Source organism: Kitasatospora sp. NPDC058492, assembly GCF_042720685.1.
Classification (GTDB): domain Bacteria; phylum Actinomycetota; class Actinomycetes; order Streptomycetales; family Streptomycetaceae; genus Kitasatospora.
Window position 1 is genome coordinate 49,312 of the sequence record NZ_JBHXMU010000045.1, and the last position, 20,408, is coordinate 69,719.

At 73.8% G+C, this 20,408-nt stretch carries 18 protein-coding genes; 8 read left to right on the forward strand and 10 right to left on the reverse strand.

The genetic code is table 11. The features are described from left to right. Window positions 1–10 precede the first annotated feature (10 nt). Window positions 11–661 carry a beta-glucanase gene (locus ACFWPI_RS26775; protein ID WP_380378343.1) on the reverse strand — a complete coding sequence of 217 codons (651 nt, stop codon included), beginning with the start codon at window positions 659–661 and terminating at the stop codon, window positions 11–13. A 142-nt stretch (window positions 662–803) separates the two neighbouring features. After that, the gene (locus ACFWPI_RS26780) at window positions 804–1,433 is read right to left on the reverse strand and encodes a CBS domain-containing protein (RefSeq protein WP_380378345.1); all 630 of its coding nucleotides are present in this window, start codon (window positions 1,431–1,433) and stop codon (window positions 804–806) included. A 377-nt stretch (window positions 1,434–1,810) separates the two neighbouring features. Between ACFWPI_RS26780 and ACFWPI_RS26785 the strand changes: the two genes are divergently transcribed. Further along, a complete protein-coding gene (locus ACFWPI_RS26785) occupies window positions 1,811–3,661 on the forward strand; it encodes a hypothetical protein (RefSeq protein ID WP_380378347.1) in 1,851 nt (616 codons plus the stop codon). Here the strand turns inward: ACFWPI_RS26785 and ACFWPI_RS26790 are convergent. Beyond that, on the reverse strand, window positions 3,645–4,919 hold the full coding sequence (locus tag ACFWPI_RS26790) for an FAD-dependent monooxygenase (RefSeq protein WP_380378348.1): 1,275 nt from the start codon (window positions 4,917–4,919) through the stop codon (window positions 3,645–3,647). The two genes, ACFWPI_RS26785 and ACFWPI_RS26790, sit on opposite strands and share 17 nt — an antisense overlap. Window positions 4,920–5,055: 136 nt before the next feature. Here ACFWPI_RS26790 and ACFWPI_RS26795 point away from each other — a divergent pair, with 136 nt between their 5' ends. The 3 genes from ACFWPI_RS26795 (at window position 5,056) to ACFWPI_RS26805 (ending at window position 7,090) form a co-directional block, all read left to right on the forward strand. Continuing rightward, window positions 5,056–5,745, forward strand: a complete 690-nt coding sequence (locus ACFWPI_RS26795; protein ID WP_380378374.1) for a TetR/AcrR family transcriptional regulator — start codon at window positions 5,056–5,058, stop codon at window positions 5,743–5,745. 103 nt (window positions 5,746–5,848) lie between these two features. Continuing rightward, the gene (locus ACFWPI_RS26800; RefSeq protein WP_380378350.1) at window positions 5,849–6,649 is read left to right on the forward strand and encodes a HEAT repeat domain-containing protein; all 801 of its coding nucleotides are present in this window, start codon (window positions 5,849–5,851) and stop codon (window positions 6,647–6,649) included. 171 nt (window positions 6,650–6,820) lie between these two features. Then, a complete protein-coding gene (locus tag ACFWPI_RS26805) occupies window positions 6,821–7,090 on the forward strand; it encodes a GlsB/YeaQ/YmgE family stress response membrane protein (protein ID WP_363582603.1) in 270 nt (89 codons plus the stop codon). Between the two features lie 84 nt (window positions 7,091–7,174). On the opposite strand, the gene ACFWPI_RS26810 is transcribed toward ACFWPI_RS26805, so the two are convergent. Continuing rightward, a complete protein-coding gene (locus ACFWPI_RS26810) occupies window positions 7,175–9,076 on the reverse strand; it encodes an amino acid transporter (protein ID WP_380378353.1) in 1,902 nt (633 codons plus the stop codon). Window positions 9,077–9,433: 357 nt separating this feature from the next. Between ACFWPI_RS26810 and ACFWPI_RS26815 the strand changes: the two genes are divergently transcribed. The 3 genes from ACFWPI_RS26815 to ACFWPI_RS26825 all read left to right on the forward strand — a co-directional run bounded on the left by ACFWPI_RS26815 (window position 9,434) and on the right by ACFWPI_RS26825 (window position 13,375). Further along, window positions 9,434–11,008 (forward strand): N,N-dimethylformamidase beta subunit family domain-containing protein, encoded by a 1,575-nt coding sequence (locus tag ACFWPI_RS26815; protein ID WP_380378355.1) that lies wholly within the window; start codon window positions 9,434–9,436, stop codon window positions 11,006–11,008. A 284-nt stretch (window positions 11,009–11,292) separates the two neighbouring features. Continuing rightward, window positions 11,293–12,033, forward strand: a complete 741-nt coding sequence (locus ACFWPI_RS26820) for a polyprenol monophosphomannose synthase (protein WP_063350695.1) — start codon at window positions 11,293–11,295, stop codon at window positions 12,031–12,033. A 106-nt stretch (window positions 12,034–12,139) separates the two neighbouring features. Then, window positions 12,140–13,375 (forward strand): aromatic acid exporter family protein, encoded by a 1,236-nt coding sequence (locus tag ACFWPI_RS26825; RefSeq protein ID WP_063350694.1) that lies wholly within the window; start codon window positions 12,140–12,142, stop codon window positions 13,373–13,375. 49 nt (window positions 13,376–13,424) lie between these two features. Here the strand turns inward: ACFWPI_RS26825 and ACFWPI_RS26830 are convergent, their stop codons facing one another. From ACFWPI_RS26830 to ACFWPI_RS26855, 6 genes are all read right to left on the reverse strand, one after another. Next, the gene (locus tag ACFWPI_RS26830) at window positions 13,425–13,874 is read right to left on the reverse strand and encodes an SRPBCC family protein (RefSeq protein WP_380378358.1); all 450 of its coding nucleotides are present in this window, start codon (window positions 13,872–13,874) and stop codon (window positions 13,425–13,427) included. A gap of 4 nt (window positions 13,875–13,878) precedes the next feature. Next, window positions 13,879–14,352 (reverse strand): VOC family protein, encoded by a 474-nt coding sequence (locus tag ACFWPI_RS26835; RefSeq protein ID WP_063350692.1) that lies wholly within the window; start codon window positions 14,350–14,352, stop codon window positions 13,879–13,881. Between the two features lie 97 nt (window positions 14,353–14,449). Beyond that, window positions 14,450–16,441, reverse strand: coding sequence for a phosphocholine-specific phospholipase C (locus ACFWPI_RS26840; RefSeq protein ID WP_380378359.1), 1,992 nt, complete (start codon window positions 16,439–16,441; stop codon window positions 14,450–14,452). A gap of 14 nt (window positions 16,442–16,455) precedes the next feature. Further along, window positions 16,456–17,889 (reverse strand): endonuclease/exonuclease/phosphatase family protein, encoded by a 1,434-nt coding sequence (locus ACFWPI_RS26845; protein ID WP_380378361.1) that lies wholly within the window; start codon window positions 17,887–17,889, stop codon window positions 16,456–16,458. 341 nt (window positions 17,890–18,230) lie between these two features. Continuing rightward, on the reverse strand, window positions 18,231–18,497 hold the full coding sequence (locus ACFWPI_RS26850; protein ID WP_063350689.1) for a metal-sensitive transcriptional regulator: 267 nt from the start codon (window positions 18,495–18,497) through the stop codon (window positions 18,231–18,233). A 145-nt stretch (window positions 18,498–18,642) separates the two neighbouring features. Then, window positions 18,643–18,990, reverse strand: a complete 348-nt coding sequence (locus tag ACFWPI_RS26855) for a PRC-barrel domain-containing protein (protein ID WP_063350688.1) — start codon at window positions 18,988–18,990, stop codon at window positions 18,643–18,645. Window positions 18,991–19,234: 244 nt separating this feature from the next. Here ACFWPI_RS26855 and ACFWPI_RS26860 point away from each other — a divergent pair, with 244 nt between their 5' ends. Next, a complete protein-coding gene (locus ACFWPI_RS26860; protein ID WP_380378363.1) occupies window positions 19,235–20,065 on the forward strand; it encodes an SAM-dependent methyltransferase in 831 nt (276 codons plus the stop codon). The last annotated feature ends 343 nt before the right edge of the window (window positions 20,066–20,408 follow it).

The following is a 20,408-nucleotide window of genomic DNA, read 5'->3' on the forward strand; positions in this document are numbered from 1 at the left end:
GGCGGGACGCTCAGCGCTCGACCTGAAGGCTGTGGCAGACCCAGCTGAGCCGGTCCGGCCCCTGCAGCGGCGGCCGGTCGTGGTACGTGCCGTCCGCGACCGACAGGTTGACGATCAGGTACGCCTGCCAGCCGGGACCGACCCCGTGCAGGTCCGCGTAGACCAGCTCGTCCTCGACGTACCAGTCCACCGAGTTCGCGCCGAGCACGACCCGCAGGTCGAAGGTCGACCCGGGCGCGATCCCCGAGCCGGCGCCGTGCCAGTACCGGTACCCGCCCCGGACGTGGTTGGAGAACTCCAACAGGTCAGGGTGGTCGGGGTGGTACTCGAAGAGGTCGACCTCGTTGCCGCCGTCCCGCCAGGTCCAGACGGCCGGCCAGGCACCCAGCCCGACGGGCAGCGTGATGCGTGCCGACAGCTGGTCGCCGGTGCGGGCCTGGAAGCCGTCCGGACTGCCCTCGGTGGTGAGCAGGTTGCACGTCCAGAGCCCGCCGACGAGCCGCCGGGTGGCGCTGAACACGCCGCCCGGGCAGTAGCCGCGGCCGAGGTAGTCGAGCTTGTGGTCGCTCCGGTTGGTCGGCCCCATCCGGGGGTAAGCACTGCTGCGCCCGGCGGTCCACTGTCTGGTCGAAGTGAAGTCCGCGTCGAACACGACTGCCACGGCCGCCTCCCCTGTGCTCCGCCTCCCCGGCAGTTCGACCCGCCGGGCACACAGGGTGAGTTACCCGATACGCTCCGCAGTATGCGAAGCGAACCGCCCGGGCCGGGGCAGCGCACAGCGGTCGGATCGCAGGATCGACGGATCAGCCCACCGGAGCGGCCGCCCCGCCCGCACCGAGCCGGTCGGTGACCGAGACCACGCCGTCCACCGAGCGGCACAGGTTGAGCACGATCGGGACCAGGTACGGCTCGGGCACCGTACCGCTGAGCACCACCCGGCCCTGATCGACCTCGACGCCGATCTCCGCCGGGCTCACCCCGTCGATCCGGCCGAGCACCTCCTCGACGATCTCCCGCCGGATCACCACGTCCTCGCGCAGGAACACCCGCAGCAGGTCCCCGCGGCTGACCATGCCGGTCACCCGTCCGTCCTCGTCCAGCACCGGCAGCCGCTTCAGCCCGTGCCGGCTCATCAGCCGGGCCGCCGCGACCACGCTGGTTCCGGGCGTCGTGCAGACCGGCTGCCCGGTCATCAGGTCGGCCGCGGTCACGGCACCGCCCGGGCCGGCCGGCGCCGCCTCGGGGGCGGGCAGCAGCGCGCCCGGATCCTCCTGCGCGGCCAGCGTGCGCAGCAGGTCGGCCTCGGAGACGATCCCGAGCGGCCGCCCCTGCGCGTCCACCACCGGCACCCCGGTGATGTCGTACTCGGTCAGCAGCGCGACGATCTCCCGGAAACCGGTCTCGGGCGCGACCCGGACCACAGGGCTGGTCATCACTGATTCGACGGTGGCATGCCGCACGCCGGTTCACCTCGTCCACGACACTCTTGCGGCCGGGCACGGATCGTCCCGGCCGGTACCGGCAGCATCGCGCCCGGCGGCACGGGCCGCCAGGGGCCAAGGGGCTGAACGGGCGGGACCTTGGGCCCGCCCGCCGAACGCGGATCCGACACCGTGCCGAACCGACACCCCCGAACCGGCGGGGCGTCGACCCGGCGCCTCGCCGAAACCACCGACCCACCGACCCGGCAACGCACCGACCCGGCGACCGGGCGACCCGGACGGCGCAACCATCACATGATCGACTCGTTGGACCGTCCACCACGACAGCACGCACGGCATCCGGGGAGGGCCCGTTGGCAGGACGGACGATGGGCGCGGCATCGCCGGCGCAGGGCGCCGCGGCGCGCCCGGTGGCCCAGGCCGAGGCCGCGCTGGTGCGCCACTACCGCAGGCTGGCCCGGCTGGCGTACCTCGCGCTGCCCGCCGACCGGGACCGGCACAGCCGGGTGCTGGCCGCGCACGCGACCGTCCAGCGCGCCCTTCCCTCCCGCTGGACCCGCCCGGCCGGTCCGCCGGCGGCGGACGAGGACCCGGTGTACGCCGCACTGCGCCTGCGGGTGCTGCGCGCAGCGCTGCGGACGCACCCCGCGCGGCGGCTGCCCGCTCCCCGGATCTGGGGACTGCGGCTGTTCACCCCGCACGGCGGCGAGGAGGACGCGGCGCTGGACCACGCGCTCGCGGCGCTCGACGCCCCCGCCCGGGCGGCCTTCGCCCTGCGCGCGGTGGAGGGGCTGACGCCGGAGCAGGCGGCCGGGGTGCTGCGACAGGCCGGGGTCGAGCGCCCCGAGGAGGCCGTCGCGGCGGCGGCCGGTGTAACCGGCGGGGCGGACCCGGAGCCGCCCGCCTTCGACCCGTGCGCGGTGCGGGTCCAGCCCACCGACCTGCTGCGCCGCCGCCGGACGTGGAGCGCCGTGCTGCTGGTCGGCCTGCTCGGACTCAGCACGACGGCGGCCGTGGTCGCCGACTCCGGGCCGGCCGCGCCCGTGGGCCGCCCCGCGCCCGCCCCGTCCGGCACCGCGGCCGACCCGGCCCGCCTGACCCGGGTCGAGCCGGACCGGTGGCAGCACACCGCGCGGGTCGACTTCACCGCCTGGCCCGCCCGCGGCGACCGCCGCGACGACGGCGCGCTGCTCGGCCGCGCCCTGGCCGCCTGGGAGCGGCCGGGCCCGCAGACCCGCGCCGAGCCGGGTGTGGACGCCACGCCGCCCGTCGCCCCGCCCGCCCTGCTGTTCGCCGGGACGGTCGACGGCGCCGCCGTGGTGGTGCTGTTCGACGGCCGGCGGCTCGCCCGCTACACCGACGGGCGCGACGGCGGCCTGGACCTCGCCCGGGCCGACGACTCGGACGTGACCACGGCGGGCGCGGTGGTGCTGCGCCGCCAGGGCACCGCCGTGCGCTATCTGCTGGCCCCTTGGGTGGACGCCGCCGAGACCCGCCGGATCGACCAACCCGACTCCCCCGCACGGCCGTTGGACCACCCTGACGGGGTCACGGCGACGGTCCCGGGCGGTGGGCTCGCGGACTGCCACGGCGCCACGGTGCTCCAGCTGCACTCCTCCCCCGCCATCGCCGAGAAGCACGCCTTCCTGCTGACCGACCTCGGCGGACTCGTCCCCGCGCACCTCACCTACTCCCCGCCACCGGACCGCACCCAGCCGGCCCGCGAGCCGCGCGAGGCCACCGGCCAGGACGCGCTGCTGGCCTGGGCCCGCGCGGGCTGCGCCGTCCCGGACGGCACGCCGGGCGTCAAACAGCTCAACCTGTGGGCCTTCGCGGTGCAGCCGCTGCCGCAGAACGCGGGCTCGGCGTCCTGGGTCTGCCTGCGCGCCGACCGATGGACCGGCGAGGGCAGCGCCGCCACCGCCGTCCTGCTGCCGACCGCCCGCGGCCCGCAGCGCACCGGCGGCGGCCCGGGGCGGGCGTGCAGCCGGTTCGAGCAGGACGTCGTCGGCTGGGCCTGGTGGCGCTCCCCGCAGGGGGCGGAGTTCCTGCTCGCGGCGGGCAGCCGGCGGGTCACCCGGCTCGCCGTCAAGGGCCCGGACTGGTCCGCCGACCGGCCCGCCCCGGACCACACGCTGGCCGTCGAACGCCCGGCCCGGGCGGCCGTCCAGGTGGAGGCGGCCCTGGACGGCGGCGCCCGGATCAGCCCGCCGCACTGAACCGACCGGCCGACTCGCGCGCGCACTTCGGCAGCTCGCTCTCCGACAGCTCGCTCTCCAGCGGCTCGTAGTCCGGCAGCCCGCCCTTCGGCAGCTCGTAGTCCGGCAGCTCGACGCTGGAGACCTGCTTCCCGAGCTCCAGCATCCGGTTCAGCACCCAGCGCCGGTTCAGCAGCCCGTTGCGCACGCGCAGGCCGGTGGCGGTGCGCGGCGCCAGGAACGGGCCGGTGCGGTCCCCGCCCTTCTGGCAGCCCTGGGCGTAGCCGCGCAGCAGTTGCTCGTACCGGGCGAACGCGGTGCGGTGGTCGCCGCGGGCGCGGGCCAGTTCGCCGGCCAGGACGTACGCGGCCACCACGGCGGTGCCGGTGCCCATGCCGCCGATGGTGGCGCCGCAGGCCGCGTCGCCGAGCAGGGCGATCCGGCCGCTGGACCAGGTGGGGACGTCGGCGCGGCTGATCGAGTCGAAGTAGAGCTCGGGGGCGTGCCGCAGGCTCTCCAGCAGGCGCGGCACCTCCCAGCCGAGGCCCGAGAAGGCATCCCGCACCAGGGCCTTCTGCTGCTCCGGGTCGTGGCGGTCGTAGCGCAGTTCGGGCGAGGCGAAGAGGCAGAAGGCGCCCGCGCGGGCCGGGTCGCGGTGGTCGGCGCCGATCGAGGCGAGCCGGCCGGGGACGTTGAGGCCGACCGAACCGGGCGGCAGGCCGAGGTCGTTGGGGAACTGCCAGGTGGCCGCGTAGTAGCCGAGGTGGCGGACGTAGCGCTGCTCGGGGCCGAAGGCGAGCCGGCGGACGTTGGAGTGCAGCCCGTCGGCGCCGATCACCAGGTCGAACTCGCGCGGCGCGCCGTGCCGGAAGGCGGCCCGCACACCGCTCGGGGTCTCCTCCAGGGCGGTGATGGAGTCGCCGAAGACGTACTCGGCGCGGGCGCGGCTGTGCCGGTACAGCAGCTGGGCGAGTTCACCGCGCGGGATCTCCAGCTCGCCGCCCGCGAACTCGGCGGGCAGGTGCAGGAGTCGGCGGCCGTCGGCGCCGAGGAAGGTCATCGGGCTGCCGCCGGTGTCGAGCGCGCGCAGTTCGTCGAGGACGCCCATCCGCTCCAGCACCGTCAGGTGGGTGCGGCCGCGGAAGTCGACGTTCTGGCCGCCGCCGCGCAGCGCCGGGGCGAGTTCGACGACGGTGACCTCGAAGCCGTACCGGCCGAGCCAGTGGGCCAGGGCGGGGCCGGCGATGCTCGCGCCCGAGATCAGGACCTTGGTGCTCATGGGAAACCACTCCGTCCGAGAGGATCGAAAAACTGTGTCCAGTGGATACTGTTTGCTGCTGTGTACGGTAGACGCAGTTAGGTCGGACGAGCAACCCCCAGAACGGGAGCGGAATGTGAGCGAGGCGGCGAACGACATGGTGCGGCTGCTCTGGGGCCCCCCGGCCAAGCCCACCCGCGGGCCGAAACCGGCCCTCAGCCTGGAGCGGATCGCGGCGGCGGGCGTCGAGATCGCGGACGCCGAAGGCCTGGGCGCGGTCTCGATGCAGAAGGTCGCCGGGCTGCTCGACTTCACCAAGATGTCGCTCTACCGCTACGTGCCCGGCAAGGCCGAACTCGTCGCCCTGATGGTCGAGGCCGCCGTCGGCGAGCCCCCGCAGGACCGGCACGCCCACGACTGGCGGGGCCAACTCACCGCCTGGGCACACCACTTGACCGAGTCGTTCGGCCGCCACCCATGGCTGCTCGACGCCACCGTCGGCCCCCGGGTGATGGGCCCGAAGGAACTCACCTGGCTGGAACGGGTGGTGACCGCCCTCGACGGCCACGGACTGACCGGCCCCGAGCGGATGGACGCCGCCGTCCTGCTCGCCGGACACGTCCGCAGCATCGCCCAGCAGTCCCGCGCCGCCGGGCCCGACGGCTCCCCCGAAGCCGAACTCCTCACCGCCCTCGGCACGCTGGTGCACCAGCACGCCGACCGCTACCCCGCCCTGGCCGCCGCCATGACCGGCGAGGACGGGCGCGACCAGGCCCTGGACTTCGGCCTGGACCGCATCCTGGACGGCCTCGCCGCCCTGATCACCCGCCGCACGGGCACCGCCTGACGCCTCCCGCCCCGCCTCCTGCCCTGCCTCCCGCCCCGCCCCGCCCCGTCTCCCGAGGAAATCCGATGGGCCCGCGTTCGGCCAGCCGCTAGCATCCCGGGCCATGGCGATGTTCGTGCACCTGACCACCGCGGCGAACGCGCCGCGGATCCGCCGCGCCGGGATCCGGGCCGACAGCCGGGGGCAGGGCGGGGTGCGCGGGCTGTACTGCTTCCCGGTACTGCCCTCGTACCCGCTGACCCACCAGTGGCTGCGCGAACTGGCCCGGTTCGGCACCGGGGGCTCGCTGGTCGCGGTGCACCTCCGGCTGGACGACGCACAGCAGGTGCTGGCCGGGCACTACCGGGACCGCGCGAGGGACGCCCAACAGTGGGTGCCCGCCGCCGAGGCGGTGCGGCGGATCGCCGAACTGGCGGACCCGCGCGGCTGGGAGGTGTTCGTGCCGCGCGCGGTGGGCGCCCGCGAGGTCCACCGGATCCGCGGCGTGCCGCAGGTCTCCGGCTGGCGCTACCAGCCGAACGCCCACGGCACCCGGCCCTGCCCCTGCATGGGCTGCCAGCCCGTCGGCGGGTACGGCAGCCGTCGACTGCGCGAGCGCCACCAGCACCCGCTGGACGCCCCGCCGCCACCCGTGCCCGTCCTGCTCGCCCGGATCGAGGCCGCCGGCGAGCCGGGCGACCCCGCCGAACTGCTCGCCGCCCTGCAGAGCTTCGGGCGCCGCCGCCGCGGCCCACTGGACCGCCTCGCCCGGCTGGCCGCCCACCCGGACCCGGCCGTGCGCGAGGAACTGGTGTGGGCCGTCGCCGGCTGGTCCACCCCGGGTGTCGCCGCCCTGCTCGACGGCCTCGCGAACGACCCGCACCCGGACGTCCGCGAGGCCGTCGAGGCGGCACTGGAACGCTGAGGGCTGGCCGCCAGGAGTCCTCGGTGAAGCTCAGGACCGAACAGGTGCGGCCGGAGCCGTAGAAGCTCCCGACGTGCCCGTTCGGCCGATCCGGGCGATCATGGGACGAACCGCGTCTCGGCGATTCGGCGCACCGGTGTCAGTCCGGCGGCGCCCGGAAGGTGGACTGCGATGTTCCAGCTCCTGTGGATTCTGCTCATCGGCTTCGTGCTGGGCGTACTGGCCAAGCTGATCCTGCGCGGGCCGCAGTCGATCCCCTGGTGGCTGACGATGCTGCTCGGCGCCGCCGGGGCCTGGCTCGGCAACGCCGTCTCCGGATGGATCGGCGTCCGCCACACCTCGGGCATCGACTGGATCCGGCACCTTCTCCAACTCGGCTTCGCCGTCGCCCTGGTGGCCTTCGTCGCCCCGGCCTGGAGCAAGTCCCACCCGAGCCGCTGACCCGGACGACCCGGACTGCCACTGACCTGGACTGCCACTGAGCAGGAGGCGCAGACGGCCGACCCGTTCGGCGGGGAGGTGCCGTCAGCCGACGTGGACGGCCGGGCGGCGGCTGCGGTCCGGTTCGGCCTCGCGCAGGACTTCGCGGGTGACGGGGGCGATCTCGCCCTGCCCGAACAGGAAGAACCGCAGGAACTGGGCGAAGGGGTTGCCCTCGGTCCACTCGAAGTAGATGTGCGGCTGCTGCCCGGTGAGGTCCCGGACCCGCAGCAGCAGGGCGGCCAGCGCGTTCGGCACGCTGGAGCTCTGCAGCGTCAGCACCCGGTAGCGGTCGTGCAGCACCTCGCCGCGCACGGTCAGCTCGGCCTCGAAGTCGGACGGGTCGAGCACCGTGACCTCGACGAACACCAGGTCGTCCTCGACCGGGATGTCGTTGTCGGCGCGGATCTGGCGGATCTTGTCGCGGTACTCGGCGAGGTCCCGGCTGTTCGGCTCGTTGGCGATCAGCCGTAGCGGGCGGTGCATGTAGTCCCGGACGAAGCGTTCCGCGACGACATCGAGCACCACGTCGGTGACGCGCAGTTCGAAGGCCCGCTTGAGCCGGGAGAGGAAGGAGACCAGCATGATGCCGGCGATGAAGCAGCCGCCGATCTTGACGCCGTCCGGCCGCTCGGCGATGTTCACGGCCGTGGTGTAGAGGAAGACCCCGGCGATCACGGCGAAGCCGACCGTCCTGCGGCGCTGCCCGGACTTGTGGGCGGCGATGGTGACGGCGATGGCGGCCGAGCTGATCAGCACCAGCACGCCGGTCGCGTACGCGCCGCCCTGGGCGTCCACGTTGGCGTCGAACAGCCAGGTGACCAGGAAGGCGATCAGGGTGAGGACGATCACGGTGGGGCGCACCGCGCGGGCCCAGTGCGGGGCCATGCCGTAGCGGGGCAGGTAGCGCGGCATCAGGTTGAGCAGTCCGGCCATCGCGGAGGCGCCGGCGAACCAGAGGATGGCGATCGTGGACAGGTCGTAGACGCTGCCGAAGGTGTTGCCGAGGTTCTGGTGGGCGAGGTAGGCGAGTGCCCGTCCGTTGGCCTGGCCGCCGGCCTTGAAGGCGTCCGCGGGGATCAGCAGGGTGGTGATGAGGCTGGTGGTGATCAGGAAGCAGCTCATGATCGCGGCCGCGGTGGTGAGCAGCTTGCGGGCGCCGCGGATCCGGCCGGTGGGCTTCTCCTCGGTGTCGTCCGGGTCGCCCTCGATGTGCGGCATCACGGCGACGCCGGTCTCGAAGCCGGACAGGCCGAGCGCGAGCTTCGGGAAGACGATCAGTGCGACGCCGATCATCGCGATCACGTTGCCGTGCTCGGCGGTGAGCGCGTCGGTCCAGTCGCCGACGACGTGCGGGGCCTTCAGCACGTGCCAGAGTCCGTTGGTCACCACCACGACGTTCAGCGCGAGGTAGACCGCGACCAGGACGACGGCGATGCCGATCGCCTCGCTGAAGCCCTTGAGGAAGACCCCGCCGAGCAGGGCCACCATGATGAGGGTGATCGTCACCTGCTTGCCGGTCAGCACGCTGTGCAGATGCGGGTTCTCCACCAGGTGCGCGGTCGCGTCGGCGGCCGACAGGGTGATGGTGATCATGAAGTCGGTGGCCGCGAAGCCGAGCAGCGTGAGCACGAAGAGCTTGCCCTGCCAGAACGACAGCAGCCGCTCCAGCATCGCGATCGAGCCCTGGCCGTGCGGGCTCTCCTGGGCGACCCGCCGGTAGACGGGCAGGGCGCCGAGCAGGGTGACGATCACCAGCACGATGGTCGCCAGCGGCGAGAGCAGGCCGGCGGCGAGGGCGGCGATGCCGGGCTGGTAGCCGAGCGTGGAGAAGTAGTCCAGGCCGGTCAGGCACATCACCCGCCACCAGCGCTGGCCCTTGACGTGCGGCGCCTCGGCGTGCGGGCCGGGGTGCTGCTTGGCCATGTCCGACAGGCCTTCCAGCATCCACGCCCGGAACCTCGCGCCGCGGGTCGCGGGTGCCACCCCCGGATCGGCCGAACCCGACGACACCACGTGCACCCCTGTCCACGAGTCGGCCGGCCGCGCTCGGCTCCGGCCCCCCAAAGGCCGCCGGACGGCGGGCCTGGTCAGGCTAGGGGACCGGATCGGTGCCGCCGGGGAGCAGCGCGTCCGGACACGCCAGCGGTGCCCCGGACGGCCCTCAGCGGTGGCGGGCGGCGCCCCGCCGTGCTGGTCGTCCCGGCGCGGCGGGCCGCACCCGCCACCCGGAACAGGCGAGGATGTCCGCGCGATCGACCGATGTGTGCAGGTTTGCCGAGGACGGACACCAGGGAGGCAGCGGTGGCGGAACCGAGTCGGCGGGGGATTCTGGGCCTGGGCCTGCTGGCGGCGGCCACCGCCTCCTGCGGCACCCGCCACCCGGACCCCGCCCCGCACTCCTCGTCCGACGGCCCTGCCCCGCGCCCCTCCGCCGACGACCCCGCCCCGACCGCCGCCCAGCACGTGGTCGTCCCGCCGGAGCAGTCCCTGCCCGGCGCGCCCGACTGGGAGATCACCGACCCCGGCCCCGCCGACGCCATCGAGGGCTTCGCCGACCGGGTCAGCGTGCTGCCCGGTGAGCAGTTCGGCCTGCACGTCTCCACCCCGGCCGCCGCCTTCACCGTCTCCGCCTACCGCACCGGCTGGTACGACGGCGCCCGCGCCCGCCTGGTCTGGCGCCGCGAGCACGTCCCGGGCGGCCGGCAGCCCGCCCCGCACGTGGACCCCGCGACCAGGACCGTGCTGACCGGCTGGCAGCGCACCCTCGCCGTGGACACCACCGGCTGGCCCGAGGGCGCCTACCTGCTGCGCCTGGACGCCGAGGACGGCTCCGGCCAGCGCTACGTCCCGCTCACCGTCCGCTCCGCCGCCACCGCCGGGCGGACGGTGGTGATGAGCGCCCCCGCCACCTGGCAGGCGTACAACGGGTGGGGCGGGTACAGCCTCTACAACGGCCCCACCGGCGGTCTGGCCACCCGCTCGCTGCGGGTGGTCTTCGACCGGCCCTACGACTACGACCACGGCGCCGGGCTGTTCCTGGTGTACGAGGCGCCACTGGTCGCGCTCGCCGAGCGGCTCGGGCTGCCGCTCGCCTACACCACCGGGATCGACGTGGCCCGCGAGCCCGGGCTGCTGCACGGCGCGAGCGCCGTCCTCTCGCTCGGCCACGACGAGTACTGGTCCCCCGAGCAGCGCGCCCAGGTGGTCGCGGCCCGGGACGCCGGCACCAACCTGGCGGTCCTGGGCGCCAATTGCTGCTTCCGCCGGGTCCGCTTCGAGCCCTCGGAGCTGGGCCCGGACCGGACGGTGGTCTGCTACAAGGACGCGTGGGCGCAGGACCCGGGCCACCAGGCCGGCGCCCCGGCGACCACCGACTTCCGGGTCGGCCCGGGCGCCGACCCGGAGAGCTCGATGCTCGGCGTGATCTACGACGGCTACCCGGTGGACGCCCCGTACGTGGTCGGCTCGCCGGAGCACTGGGCGTTCGAGGGCACCGGCGTCGCCACCGGGGCGTCCTTCCCGCACCTGGTCGGCGTCGAGTACGACCGGGTGGACACCGCCTTCCCCACCCCGCGTCCGATCGAGGTGATCGCGCACTCCCCCGTGGTCTGCGAGGGCCGCCGCTCGCACTCCGACACCGCGTACTACACCGTGCCGGGCGGCGCCGGGGTGTTCGCCTCCGGGACGATGCGCTGGGTGGAGGCCCTGGACGCGCACGGGCCCGGGGGCGGCAGCGCCGACCACGGGATCGACGCCCGGGCCGGGGACCTGGTCCGCCGGGTCACCGAGAACGTCCTGCGCACCTTCGCCGCCGGCCCGGCCGGCCTGACCCACCCGGCCCGGGACAACCTCGCGACCGTCTACGGCGGGGCGTAGCCCGCCGGGAGCTGCGAGGGACCGTCTGCGAGGGGCCGTCTGCGAGGGGCCGTCGAAGAAATTTCCCGGAACGACGGATCGGGGCGGTGACGCGGCGCCCCGGGCACGCATCGCGGTCGAACGGATTTCCGGGCCGTGGCCGGCCGTGCCCAGCCCGTCACCCGGGGCGAGGAACCGTCCGCCGCACCGATACACTCGCACGGTCTCATCCACCGCAGGTCGTCAAGGACAACCGTCCGGCGTGGCACGGGTGCCGGCCGGAAAGGGCACGAGGGAAACAGAACATGGTCGAGGCCTCCCCGAAGGTCGTTGTCGTCGTCCCCACGTACAACGAGCGGGAGAACCTTCCGGTCCTCGCGGGTCTTCTCGCGGACCTCCCGGTACCGGGCCTGCACCTGCTGGTGGTCGACGACAACTCGCCGGACGGCACCGGCGAGATCGCCGACAAGCTCGCCGCGGAGTCCGGCGGCACCGTGGGCGTGCTGCACCGCACCGAGAAGGACGGCCTCGGCCGCGCCTACCTGGCCGGCATGGCCCGGGCCCTGGACGAGGACGCCGACGTCGTGGTCCAGATGGACGCCGACCTCTCGCACCCGGCCTCGGCGATACCCGCGATGGTCCAGGCCCTGCTGGCCGACGACACCGCCGTGGTGCTCGGCTCCCGCTACGTGCCCGGCGGTTCGACTGCCGCGGAGTGGCCCTGGCACCGCAAGGCCCTGTCCGCGTGGGCCAACCTCTACGTCAACACCATCCTCGGCCTGGGCGTCCGGGACGCCACCGCCGGTTTCAAGGCCTGGCGGGCGAGCACCCTGCGGGCGATCGACCTGCCGACCGTGCAGAGCAGCGGGTACTCGTTCCAGGTCGAGATGAACTACCGGGTCGTCCAGCGCGGCCTGACGATCCGCGAGGTGCCGATCCGCTTCGAGGAGCGGATCGAGGGCGCGTCGAAGATGAGCATCGGGGTGCAGGTCGAGTCGGCGCTGGCGCCCTGGAAGCTGCGGCTGAACCGCCAGGACCCGCGGTAGGCCGTGGCCCGCCGGATGTTCTGTCCCGTGACCCGGGCCCGGGCATACGGGTGCCGGTCGGGCGGCTCGGCGGTGTGAAGGGCTGCCACAGGGAAAGAAGGGCGACATGGCCCTTCTCCCGGAGTCCCTCACGGCCCTGATCCGCCGCGGTGCCCGAGAACCCTTCGTCGTCCAGACCGTACGGGCCACCGTGGCCGCCACCCTCGCCTTCGCGGTGGCCACCCGGCTCAGCAACGAGCCGGCCCCGCTGACCGCCCCGCTCACCGCGCTGCTGGTGGTGCAGGTCACCGTCTACTCGACGCTCAAGACCAGCATCCGCCGGGTCAACTCGGTGGTGGTCGGCGTGCTGATCGCGACCGGTTTCAGCGCCGTGGTGGGGCTCTCCTGGTGGAGCCTCGGGCTGATCATCCTGGCCTCGCTGGTCGTCGGCCGGTTCGTCCGGGTCGAGGAGTTCGTCCAGGAGGTCGCGATCAGCGCCATGCTGATCCTCGGCGTCAGCGGGCTCGCCTCGCAGGCCTGGGACCGGGTGCTGGAGACGCTGATCGGCGCCGCCGTCGGCCTGCTGTTCAACCTGCTGTTCGCCCCGCCGGTCTGGGTGGACACCGCCGGGGAGTCGATCGAGGACCTCGCCCGGCGGGCCCGGCAGCTGCTGCTGGACATCGCCGAACAGCTGGGCCGTCCGACCCCGGTCGCCCGGGCCGCCGAGCAGCTGCACGAGGCCCGCCGGCTCGACCACGCCATCGCCGACGTGGACGTGGCACTGCGCCAGGCGGAGGACAGCCTGCGGCTCAATCCGCGGATCAACGACGGGCTGCTGTCCCGGCTGGTGCTGCGCACCGGGCTGGACACCCTGGAGATCTGCGTGGTGGTGATCCGGGTGCTGGCCCGTTCGCTGACCGACCTGGCCAAGCGGCGCGCGCCCGGCGAGCGGCTGTTCCCGCCGGACGTCGCGGTGGGCCTGGAGGAACTGCTGGCGCACGTCGGCGGGGCCATGGTCAGCTTCGCGGTGCTGGTCACCACCCAGGTGAGCCGCAGCGCCGAGGAGGCGGAGCGGCGGCTGACCGCCGAGCTGGCCGCGGCCTGGACCTGCCGGGAGAACGTCGCCCAGGTGCTGCTGCAGAAGGTGCGGGAGCACCCGGAGGCGTGGCAGTTGCACGGTTCGATACTGGCCGAGGTGGACCGGATCCTGGACGAACTGGACCTGGAGCACCGCAGCCGACGGCTGATGGAGGAGCTGGACCGGGCCTCGGTGGCGAGCCGGGAGCGGTTCTCGCGGTTCGCCGGGCTGCGCCGGTTCGTCCGGGGCGAGCGGGCGCGCCCGGCGGTGCGGGCCGGGCGCTGACCCTGCGTCGGACTCCGGGGGGTCGGGGGGCTCAGGGGGCTCAGGGGGCTCAGGGCATCGACCAGGGTTCCTGCGGGAGCGGGTGGCCGGTCTCCAGGTAGGTCTTCAGGTTGGACAGCACCGCCGACCAGCCCTGCTCGACGTCCGCCCGCTCGGCCTCGTCGGCCAGCTGGTCGTGGGTGACGGTGAGCCGGGTGAGGTCGTGCCAGCCCCGGAGCTCGAAGGTGACCCGGGAGGGACCGCCCGGGCGTCGTTCCCCGGGCCCCGCCCAGGTGGTGACCAGCCGGTGCGGGCGGTCGACGGCCTCGACGACGCCGATCACGTCGGCCGTCCCGGAGCCGTCGGCCCGCTGGTGCTCCCAGGGCGCGCCGGGCAGCCAGGTGGAGACGTTGCGGTGGCCCCAGTAGAGGCCGGACTCGTCGGCGTTGGTGAGGGCGTGCCAGACCCGCTCGGGGGTGGCGCGCAGGTAGAGGGTGCTGCGGAAGGCGGGCGCGGCCATCGCGTCAGCCCCTGGCCGCGTCGAGCAGCGGCTGGACCTCGATCTTCTGCATCCGCATCATCGTCGCCATCACCCGGCCGGCCTTGGCCCGGTCCTCGTCGGCGATCAGGTCGAGCAGGACGCGCGGGGTGATCTGCCAGGAGAGGCCGAAGCGGTCCTTGAGCCAGCCGCACGGGCCCGCCTGGCCGCCGTCGGCGGTGAGCTCGGCCCAGAGCTCGTCGACCTCCTGCTGATCCTCGCATTCCACCTGCAGCGACATGGCCTCGGTGAAGTGGAACTCGGGGCCGCCGTTGAGGGCCGCGTACTCCCGCCCGGCGAGTTCGAAGGCGACGGTCATGACCGAGCCGGCTCCGCCGGGGCCGGTCTCGGGGTAGCGGGTGACCTGCGTGATGCGGGAGTTGGGGAAGAGCGAGGTGTAGAAGGTGGCGGCCGCTTCGGCCTGGCCGTCGAACCAGAGGAAGGTGGTGATCTTCTGCATGCGCCCGACGGTAGCCCCGGGCCCCGCCCGGACGGCCGAGCCACGGCCGGGGGTCACCGGTTCGGCGCCCCCGGCCCGCGGCCCGCCCGCTACCGGGTCAGTGCACCCAGCCCGCGTAGCGCTGCACGAAGCGCAGGCCGGTGTGGGCGGTGACGACGACGTCGTAGCGCCCCTGCTTGTCCAGCGGCCAGGACAGGTTCACCTGCTGCCCGGGCTTGACCCGGACGGTCTGCGCGGTGCCGGCGAAGTCGTTGGGGGCGGCGGTGAAGGAGACGTCGGTCATGCCGTCGTTGGCCACCTGCAAGGTGAGCCGCACGCTGCCGTGCAGGTCGGCGGTGACGATCGGCACGCCGATGTCGTTCTGGCCGTCCTGCCCGTCCCGGACCACGGTGCCGGCGAAGCGGCGGACGAAGCCGTCCGGGCCGTGGACGGTGAAGTCGTAGCGGCCGTTGGTGGTGGCGGCGTCCCAGACGTACCGGGCGGTGGCGCCGGGGGCGACGGTGTACGGGGTGCCCGCGAAGGGCAGCGCGATGTTCGGGTAGACGGTGTACGGGAAGGCCACCGAACCGTCGTTGCTCATCGTGCAGGTGACCTTGCCGGTCTTGCGGTCCACCTCCACGTCGGCCCACGGCTGGTAGGGCAGCGGGCGGTGCGGGCGCTCGCCGCGCTCCTGGACGGGCATCGACTGGGCTCCGACCGCCGGGAGGGCGACGCCGGGCAGCTTGGTGCCCGCGTCGGCCCTGGCCATCAGGGCGGTGGTGTCGGGCAGCGACGGGACGGACGGGTTCGGCGCGGCGAAGTCGAAGCAGCTGGTGAGGTCGCCGCAGACGGACCGGCGCCAGGCCGAGATGTTCGGCTCGGCGACGCCCGTGACCAGCTCCATGAAGCGCAGCACGGAAGTGTGGTCGAAGACCTGGGAGTTGACCCAACCGCCGCGCGACCAGGGCGAGACGACCCACAGCGGGACGCGGTTGCCGAGGCCGATGGCGCGGCCCTGGGTGAACTCCTCGGGAGTGCCGGGCTCGGGGGTGGGCGGGACCATGTGGTCGAAGTAGCCGTCGTTCTCGTCGTACATGACCAGGAAGACGGTGTGCTCCCACACCGCCGGGTTGGACATCAGCGACTGGAGGGCCTGGTTGACCCAGTGCGCCCCGTACGCCGGGCCGGCCTCCGGGTGCTCGGAGAAGAGGTAGGGGGCGACCAGCCAGGAGATGGTCGGCAGGGTGCCGTCCTTGCAGTGGCGGTCGAAGGCGGCCGGGTCGAACTTGGTCATCGCGTTGATGTAACGCGGGTCGGTGGGCGGGAAGTTGTGGAACTGCTTGAAGTAGGAGAGGGCGTTGTCGTCGTAGTCGCCGGTGCGGTCGTCCTTGCTGGGGTTGTGGTAGACCCGCCAGCTGACGCCGGCCTGCTCCAGGCGCTCGGCGTAGGTGGTCCAGTCGGCGACGGGGTTGTCGGTGACCGGGGTGTTGTCGATCCAGGGCCCGGTGGTGCCGTCGCGGCCGGGGCCGGAGGTGCCCGTCCAGAGGTAGAGCCGGTTGGGGTCGGTCGGGCCGGCGAGGGAGGTGAAGTAGGCGTCGCAGAGGGTGAACGCGTCGGCCAGGGCGTACTGGTAGGGGATGTCGTCCCGGGTGAAGTAGCCCATGGTGCGCTCGCCCTTGGCGGCGATCCACTTGTTCATCGCGCCGTTGTTGATCGCCTGGTGGCCGGTCGCCCAGTCGTGGGGCAGGCCGCCGGCGTTCTGCGCGTTGTACTTCGAGGTGTCCATCCGGTACGGCAGCATGGCTCCGCCGTCGCTGCGGCGGCTGTCCGGCTGGCGGAACACGTCGGCGCCGTCCGGGAATTGGAGCGCCTGCTTGTCGCCGAAGCCGCGGACGCCGCTGAGCGTGCCGAAGTAGTGGTCGAAGCTGCGGTTCTCCTGCATCAGCACGACGACGTGCTTGACGTCCTTGATGGTGCCCGTCAGCCGCTCGGAGGCGGCAGGGGCGGCGGCGGGGGCGGCCTCGGCGGGGGCGGCGCCCAATCCGGTCAGGGCGGTGGCGCCGACGGCCGCGGTGGCGCCGACGAAGGTGCGGCGGGAGAGCTCGGACATCACGAACTGGCCTCTCAGAGCTGGAAAGTGGCGACGGCGGCGGCGGTGTCGGAGGGCCACTCGTTGGCGGCGGTGTTCGGCTCGGGCTGCGGCCAGTCGGCGACCAGGGTGTGCGCCTCGACCAGCTTCAGCGGGCCCGCGTACTGGACGTAGTCGATGCGGTCCTGCGGCTCGGGCTTGGCGCCGCGCTGCTTGCGGGTCGGCGACCAGGTCGCGCCCGGGAACTTGACCGGGTCGCGGTGCTCCTCGCGGAAGGTGTCGGTCAGCCCCGCGCCCTGAAGGGCCACGCCGACGGGCCAGTTGAGCACCCCGACGCCGCCGTGCGCGGCGGCGGTGGCGGCCGTCCAGTCCAGGTGGGACGGCGAGGAGAGGGCACCGGCGAGCACCACCGGGGTCCGCCGGGCGATGTCCGCGCGCACTGCGGCGGCCAGGGCCTTGGCCTGCTTCAGGCGGAGCGAGGCGGTCTCGGCCGCCTCCGTCTGGGCGGCCGTCCGACCGTCCTGGAGCGCGTACGGGCCGTAGCCGGCCTCGTCGAGGTGCGCGGCCCAGAACCGGACGGCCCGGCCACCGGGGAGCTGCACGGTGGCCCCGGCGGCGGGCAGGTCGGCGGTCGGCGGGGTGACGTCGGCGAGCGGGTAGCGGCTCAGGATGCCGACGCTGCCGGGGCTCTGGTAGGCGTACCAGCCGAGCGCGTCGGCCAGGGTCTTCGCCCGCTCACCGGCGGTCTCCTGGAGGGCGAGCACGTCCAGGCCCTGGGTGAGGACGACGCGCAGCTGCTTCTCCAGGGCGTCGGTGTACCCGGCGCCGGCGTCGTGCAGGTTCCAGCTGGCGGCCTTGAGGCGCGGCGGCGCGGCGGGGTCGACCACGGGGATGAGGACGGTGACGGTGTCGACGGCACCCGCGCTGTCCTTGACGCCGACGACGGCCACCTCGGGGCTCTTGCCCGCCGCGGGCGCGGTGCCGGTGAGCGTGCCGTCGGCGGTGACGTTCAGCCAGGACGGCCCGCTGACCTTGCGGAAGGCGGCGCTCCCCGCCGGGTTGCCGGCCGGGCGGGACCAGAGGCCGCCGAGCTTGACGGAGACCGCCGCGCCGGGGGCGACGGGCGCGGTGGTGAGGGCGTCCACGGCGCTGTGCGGGCGGACGACGGCCGGCTTGGCGCGGAAGCTGAACGGGGCCGTCTGGGCGAGGACGCCGTAGCCGTCCTTGGCGAGCAGGTAGGCGGTGTACGGGCCGCCGGTCAGCGCGGAGGTGTCGAGCTGGAGGTCGCCGGAGGTGCCCGGGACGTACTTCCAGACGAGGGAGCTGCCGTTGCCGGGCTGGCGGCCGCCGTCGTAGACGCCGACCCAGTTCTTGGCGTCGGGGGCGTCGGTCGTCCAGTGGAAGGTGAGCCGGTCGCCTTCGGCGGGGTTGGCGGAGGAGGTGAGGGTCAGGGCGCTGCCTGCGGCCACGGTTGTCCTGTCCGCCGCCCGGGGCCCGGTCCGCCGGGGGTCGGCGCCGGGTCCGCGCGCGGCTGGTCACGGAGGCTGGGGAGGGAGGGCCCGGCAGTTGGCTGTACAACTGTGGGCGGCCCTCATTCATCCGAAAGTCAGCGACCGGGACGTGAACGGCGCGTGACGGCCCATCGGGCGGTTCGGGAACTCCGTGGCGGGCGGCGGGGATCCTCGGCGGAAACGCCGGAAGCGCTGGGAGGGCCGGAAGCGCCGGGAGGGCCGCGACGGGATCCGTCGCGGCCCTCCTGCGCTGCTGCGCCTCTGCGCCTCTTGGCTTCTGCGCTCCTCGGCTTCCTGACTTACGCCAGGGCGAGGAACAGCTTCTCCAGCTCGGCCTCGCTCATCGGCGGGGTGTCCTCGTCGGAGACGGCCATGCACTGGCGCATGCCGCTGGCCACGATCTTGAACCCGGCCCGGTCCAGGGCGCGCGAGACCGCCGCGAGCTGGGTGACCACGTCCTTGCAGTCACGGCCCGCCTCGATCATCGCGATCACCCCGGCCAACTGGCCCTGGGCACGGCGCAGCCGGTTCAGGACCGCGCCGACCGACTCCTCGTCCACCTGCATGTCCGGGCCGCCTTTCGCATCGACTGTCGACTGACAACTGTACCCGGCGGGGTATCCATTCCCGGGCGGGGCGATGCGGGCGAGGGGCGCTGGGGTGTTCGACGGTTCAGCGGCGGTGCTCAGCGACAGTGTTCAGCGGCGGTGTTCAGCGGCGGGCGAGGCGGCGCTCGCCACCGGCGCCGGTCTCGTACGGGAGCCCGTAGTGCGCGAACACGGCCGGTTCCTCCTCGGCGGGCAGGACGTCGTCGGTGCCGATCGACGGCGCCTGCTTGACCTGGTTCTTCGGGAACGCCACCCGGACGTAGTCCGGCCCGACCACCGCCCCGTCGAGCGGGACGAACACCAGGCGGCGCTTGGTCACCAGGCCGACCGTGACGGTGGCGAAGAACGGCTGGTCGGTGGCCGTCTCCACGTAGACGGACTCCAGCGAGCCGATGCGGTGGCTCTTCTCGTCGACCACGACGTGGCCGCGCCATTCGCGGATGTCTGCCATAGCGATCACCACGGCGTCGGACCTCCCGTTCCCCGGCCTTTCCGCTTCCGTCGTCCGGCGACGGTTCGCCGCCGGGACCTCCCATCCTGCGCCGGGACGACCGGGGGCGCGCGATGGGCGACGAAAACGGACATACGGGGGTGACCCGACCAACCGCCACCAGGGCCGTGACCTGGGCTTTAAGCTGTCCGCCGAGGGAGTTGCAAGCAGATCATCCGATCATCAACAGACGGAGGCAACGGCCGTGGGACACGACGACCTGTGGGAGTCCGGCGAGGCCGGAACCCCGGCCGACCTGCGGCCCGACATCCCGCACCCGGCCCGGATGTACGACTACTACCTCGGCGGGAAGGACAACTTCCCCGCCGACCGGGCCGCCGCCGAGAAGGCGCTCGCCGCCAATCCGGAGTTCCGCTCCACCGCGCGGGCCAACCGGGGCTTCCTCACCCGCGCGGTGCGCTGCGTCGCCGACCTCGGCATCGACCAGTTCCTCGACATCGGCACCGGCATCCCCACCGCCGGCAACACCCACGAGATCGCCCAGGCCGCCAACCCCGGGGCGCAGGTCGCCTACGTCGACAACGACCCGATCGTGCTCAGCCACGCCCGCGCCCTGATGTCCGGCACGGGCCCGGGGCGGACCGCCGTCCTCCAGGCCGACCTGCGCGAGCCGTCCGCCGTACTCGCCGCCGTCGAGGCCGCAGGGCTCCTCGACCTCTCCCGACCGGTCGGCCTCGTCCTGGCCGCCGTCCTGCACTTCCTGCGCGACGAGGACAAGCCGTACCAGGCGGTCGACACGCTGATGGACGCGCTCCCCTCCGGCAGCCACCTCGTCCTCTCGCACGGCACTGCCGACTTCATCCCCGCCGAGGTCCGCGACCGCGTCACCGGCATCTACGACAAGGCCACCGCCCCCCTCGTCGGCCGCACCCGCGACGAGGTCCGCACCTTCTTCGACGGCCTCGACCTCCTCGACCCCGGCATCACCACCGTCCCCCTCTGGCGCCCCGACACCGCCCCCGCCCCCGGCGCCGACCGCGTCAGCATCTACGGCGTGGTGGGTCGCAAGCCCTGACGGCGCCCCGGGGCGAATATACCGACCGGTCTACTGATTCCCCGCCCCTAGCCCGGACCCTCCCCGAACAACCGCTGATCCGACGATTCCGCCCTGCGCACAGAAAGTCGGACCCGCCGACTTCCTGTGCGGCCGGCGAGCCGGAGGCGCCCGACCGGGGGGAAAATATACCGACCGGTCTACAGATTCTCTCCCGCCCGGAGGATGCCGGGCTCGCTTCCGCGCAGGAAGTCGGCAGGTCCGACTTCCTGTGCGGAAAACGGCTCCGCGGCCGCCCCCGGAAAATATGTAGGCCGGTCTACAGATTTCTCCCCCGGGCGACGGCAGGGGCACCGGTGGGCAC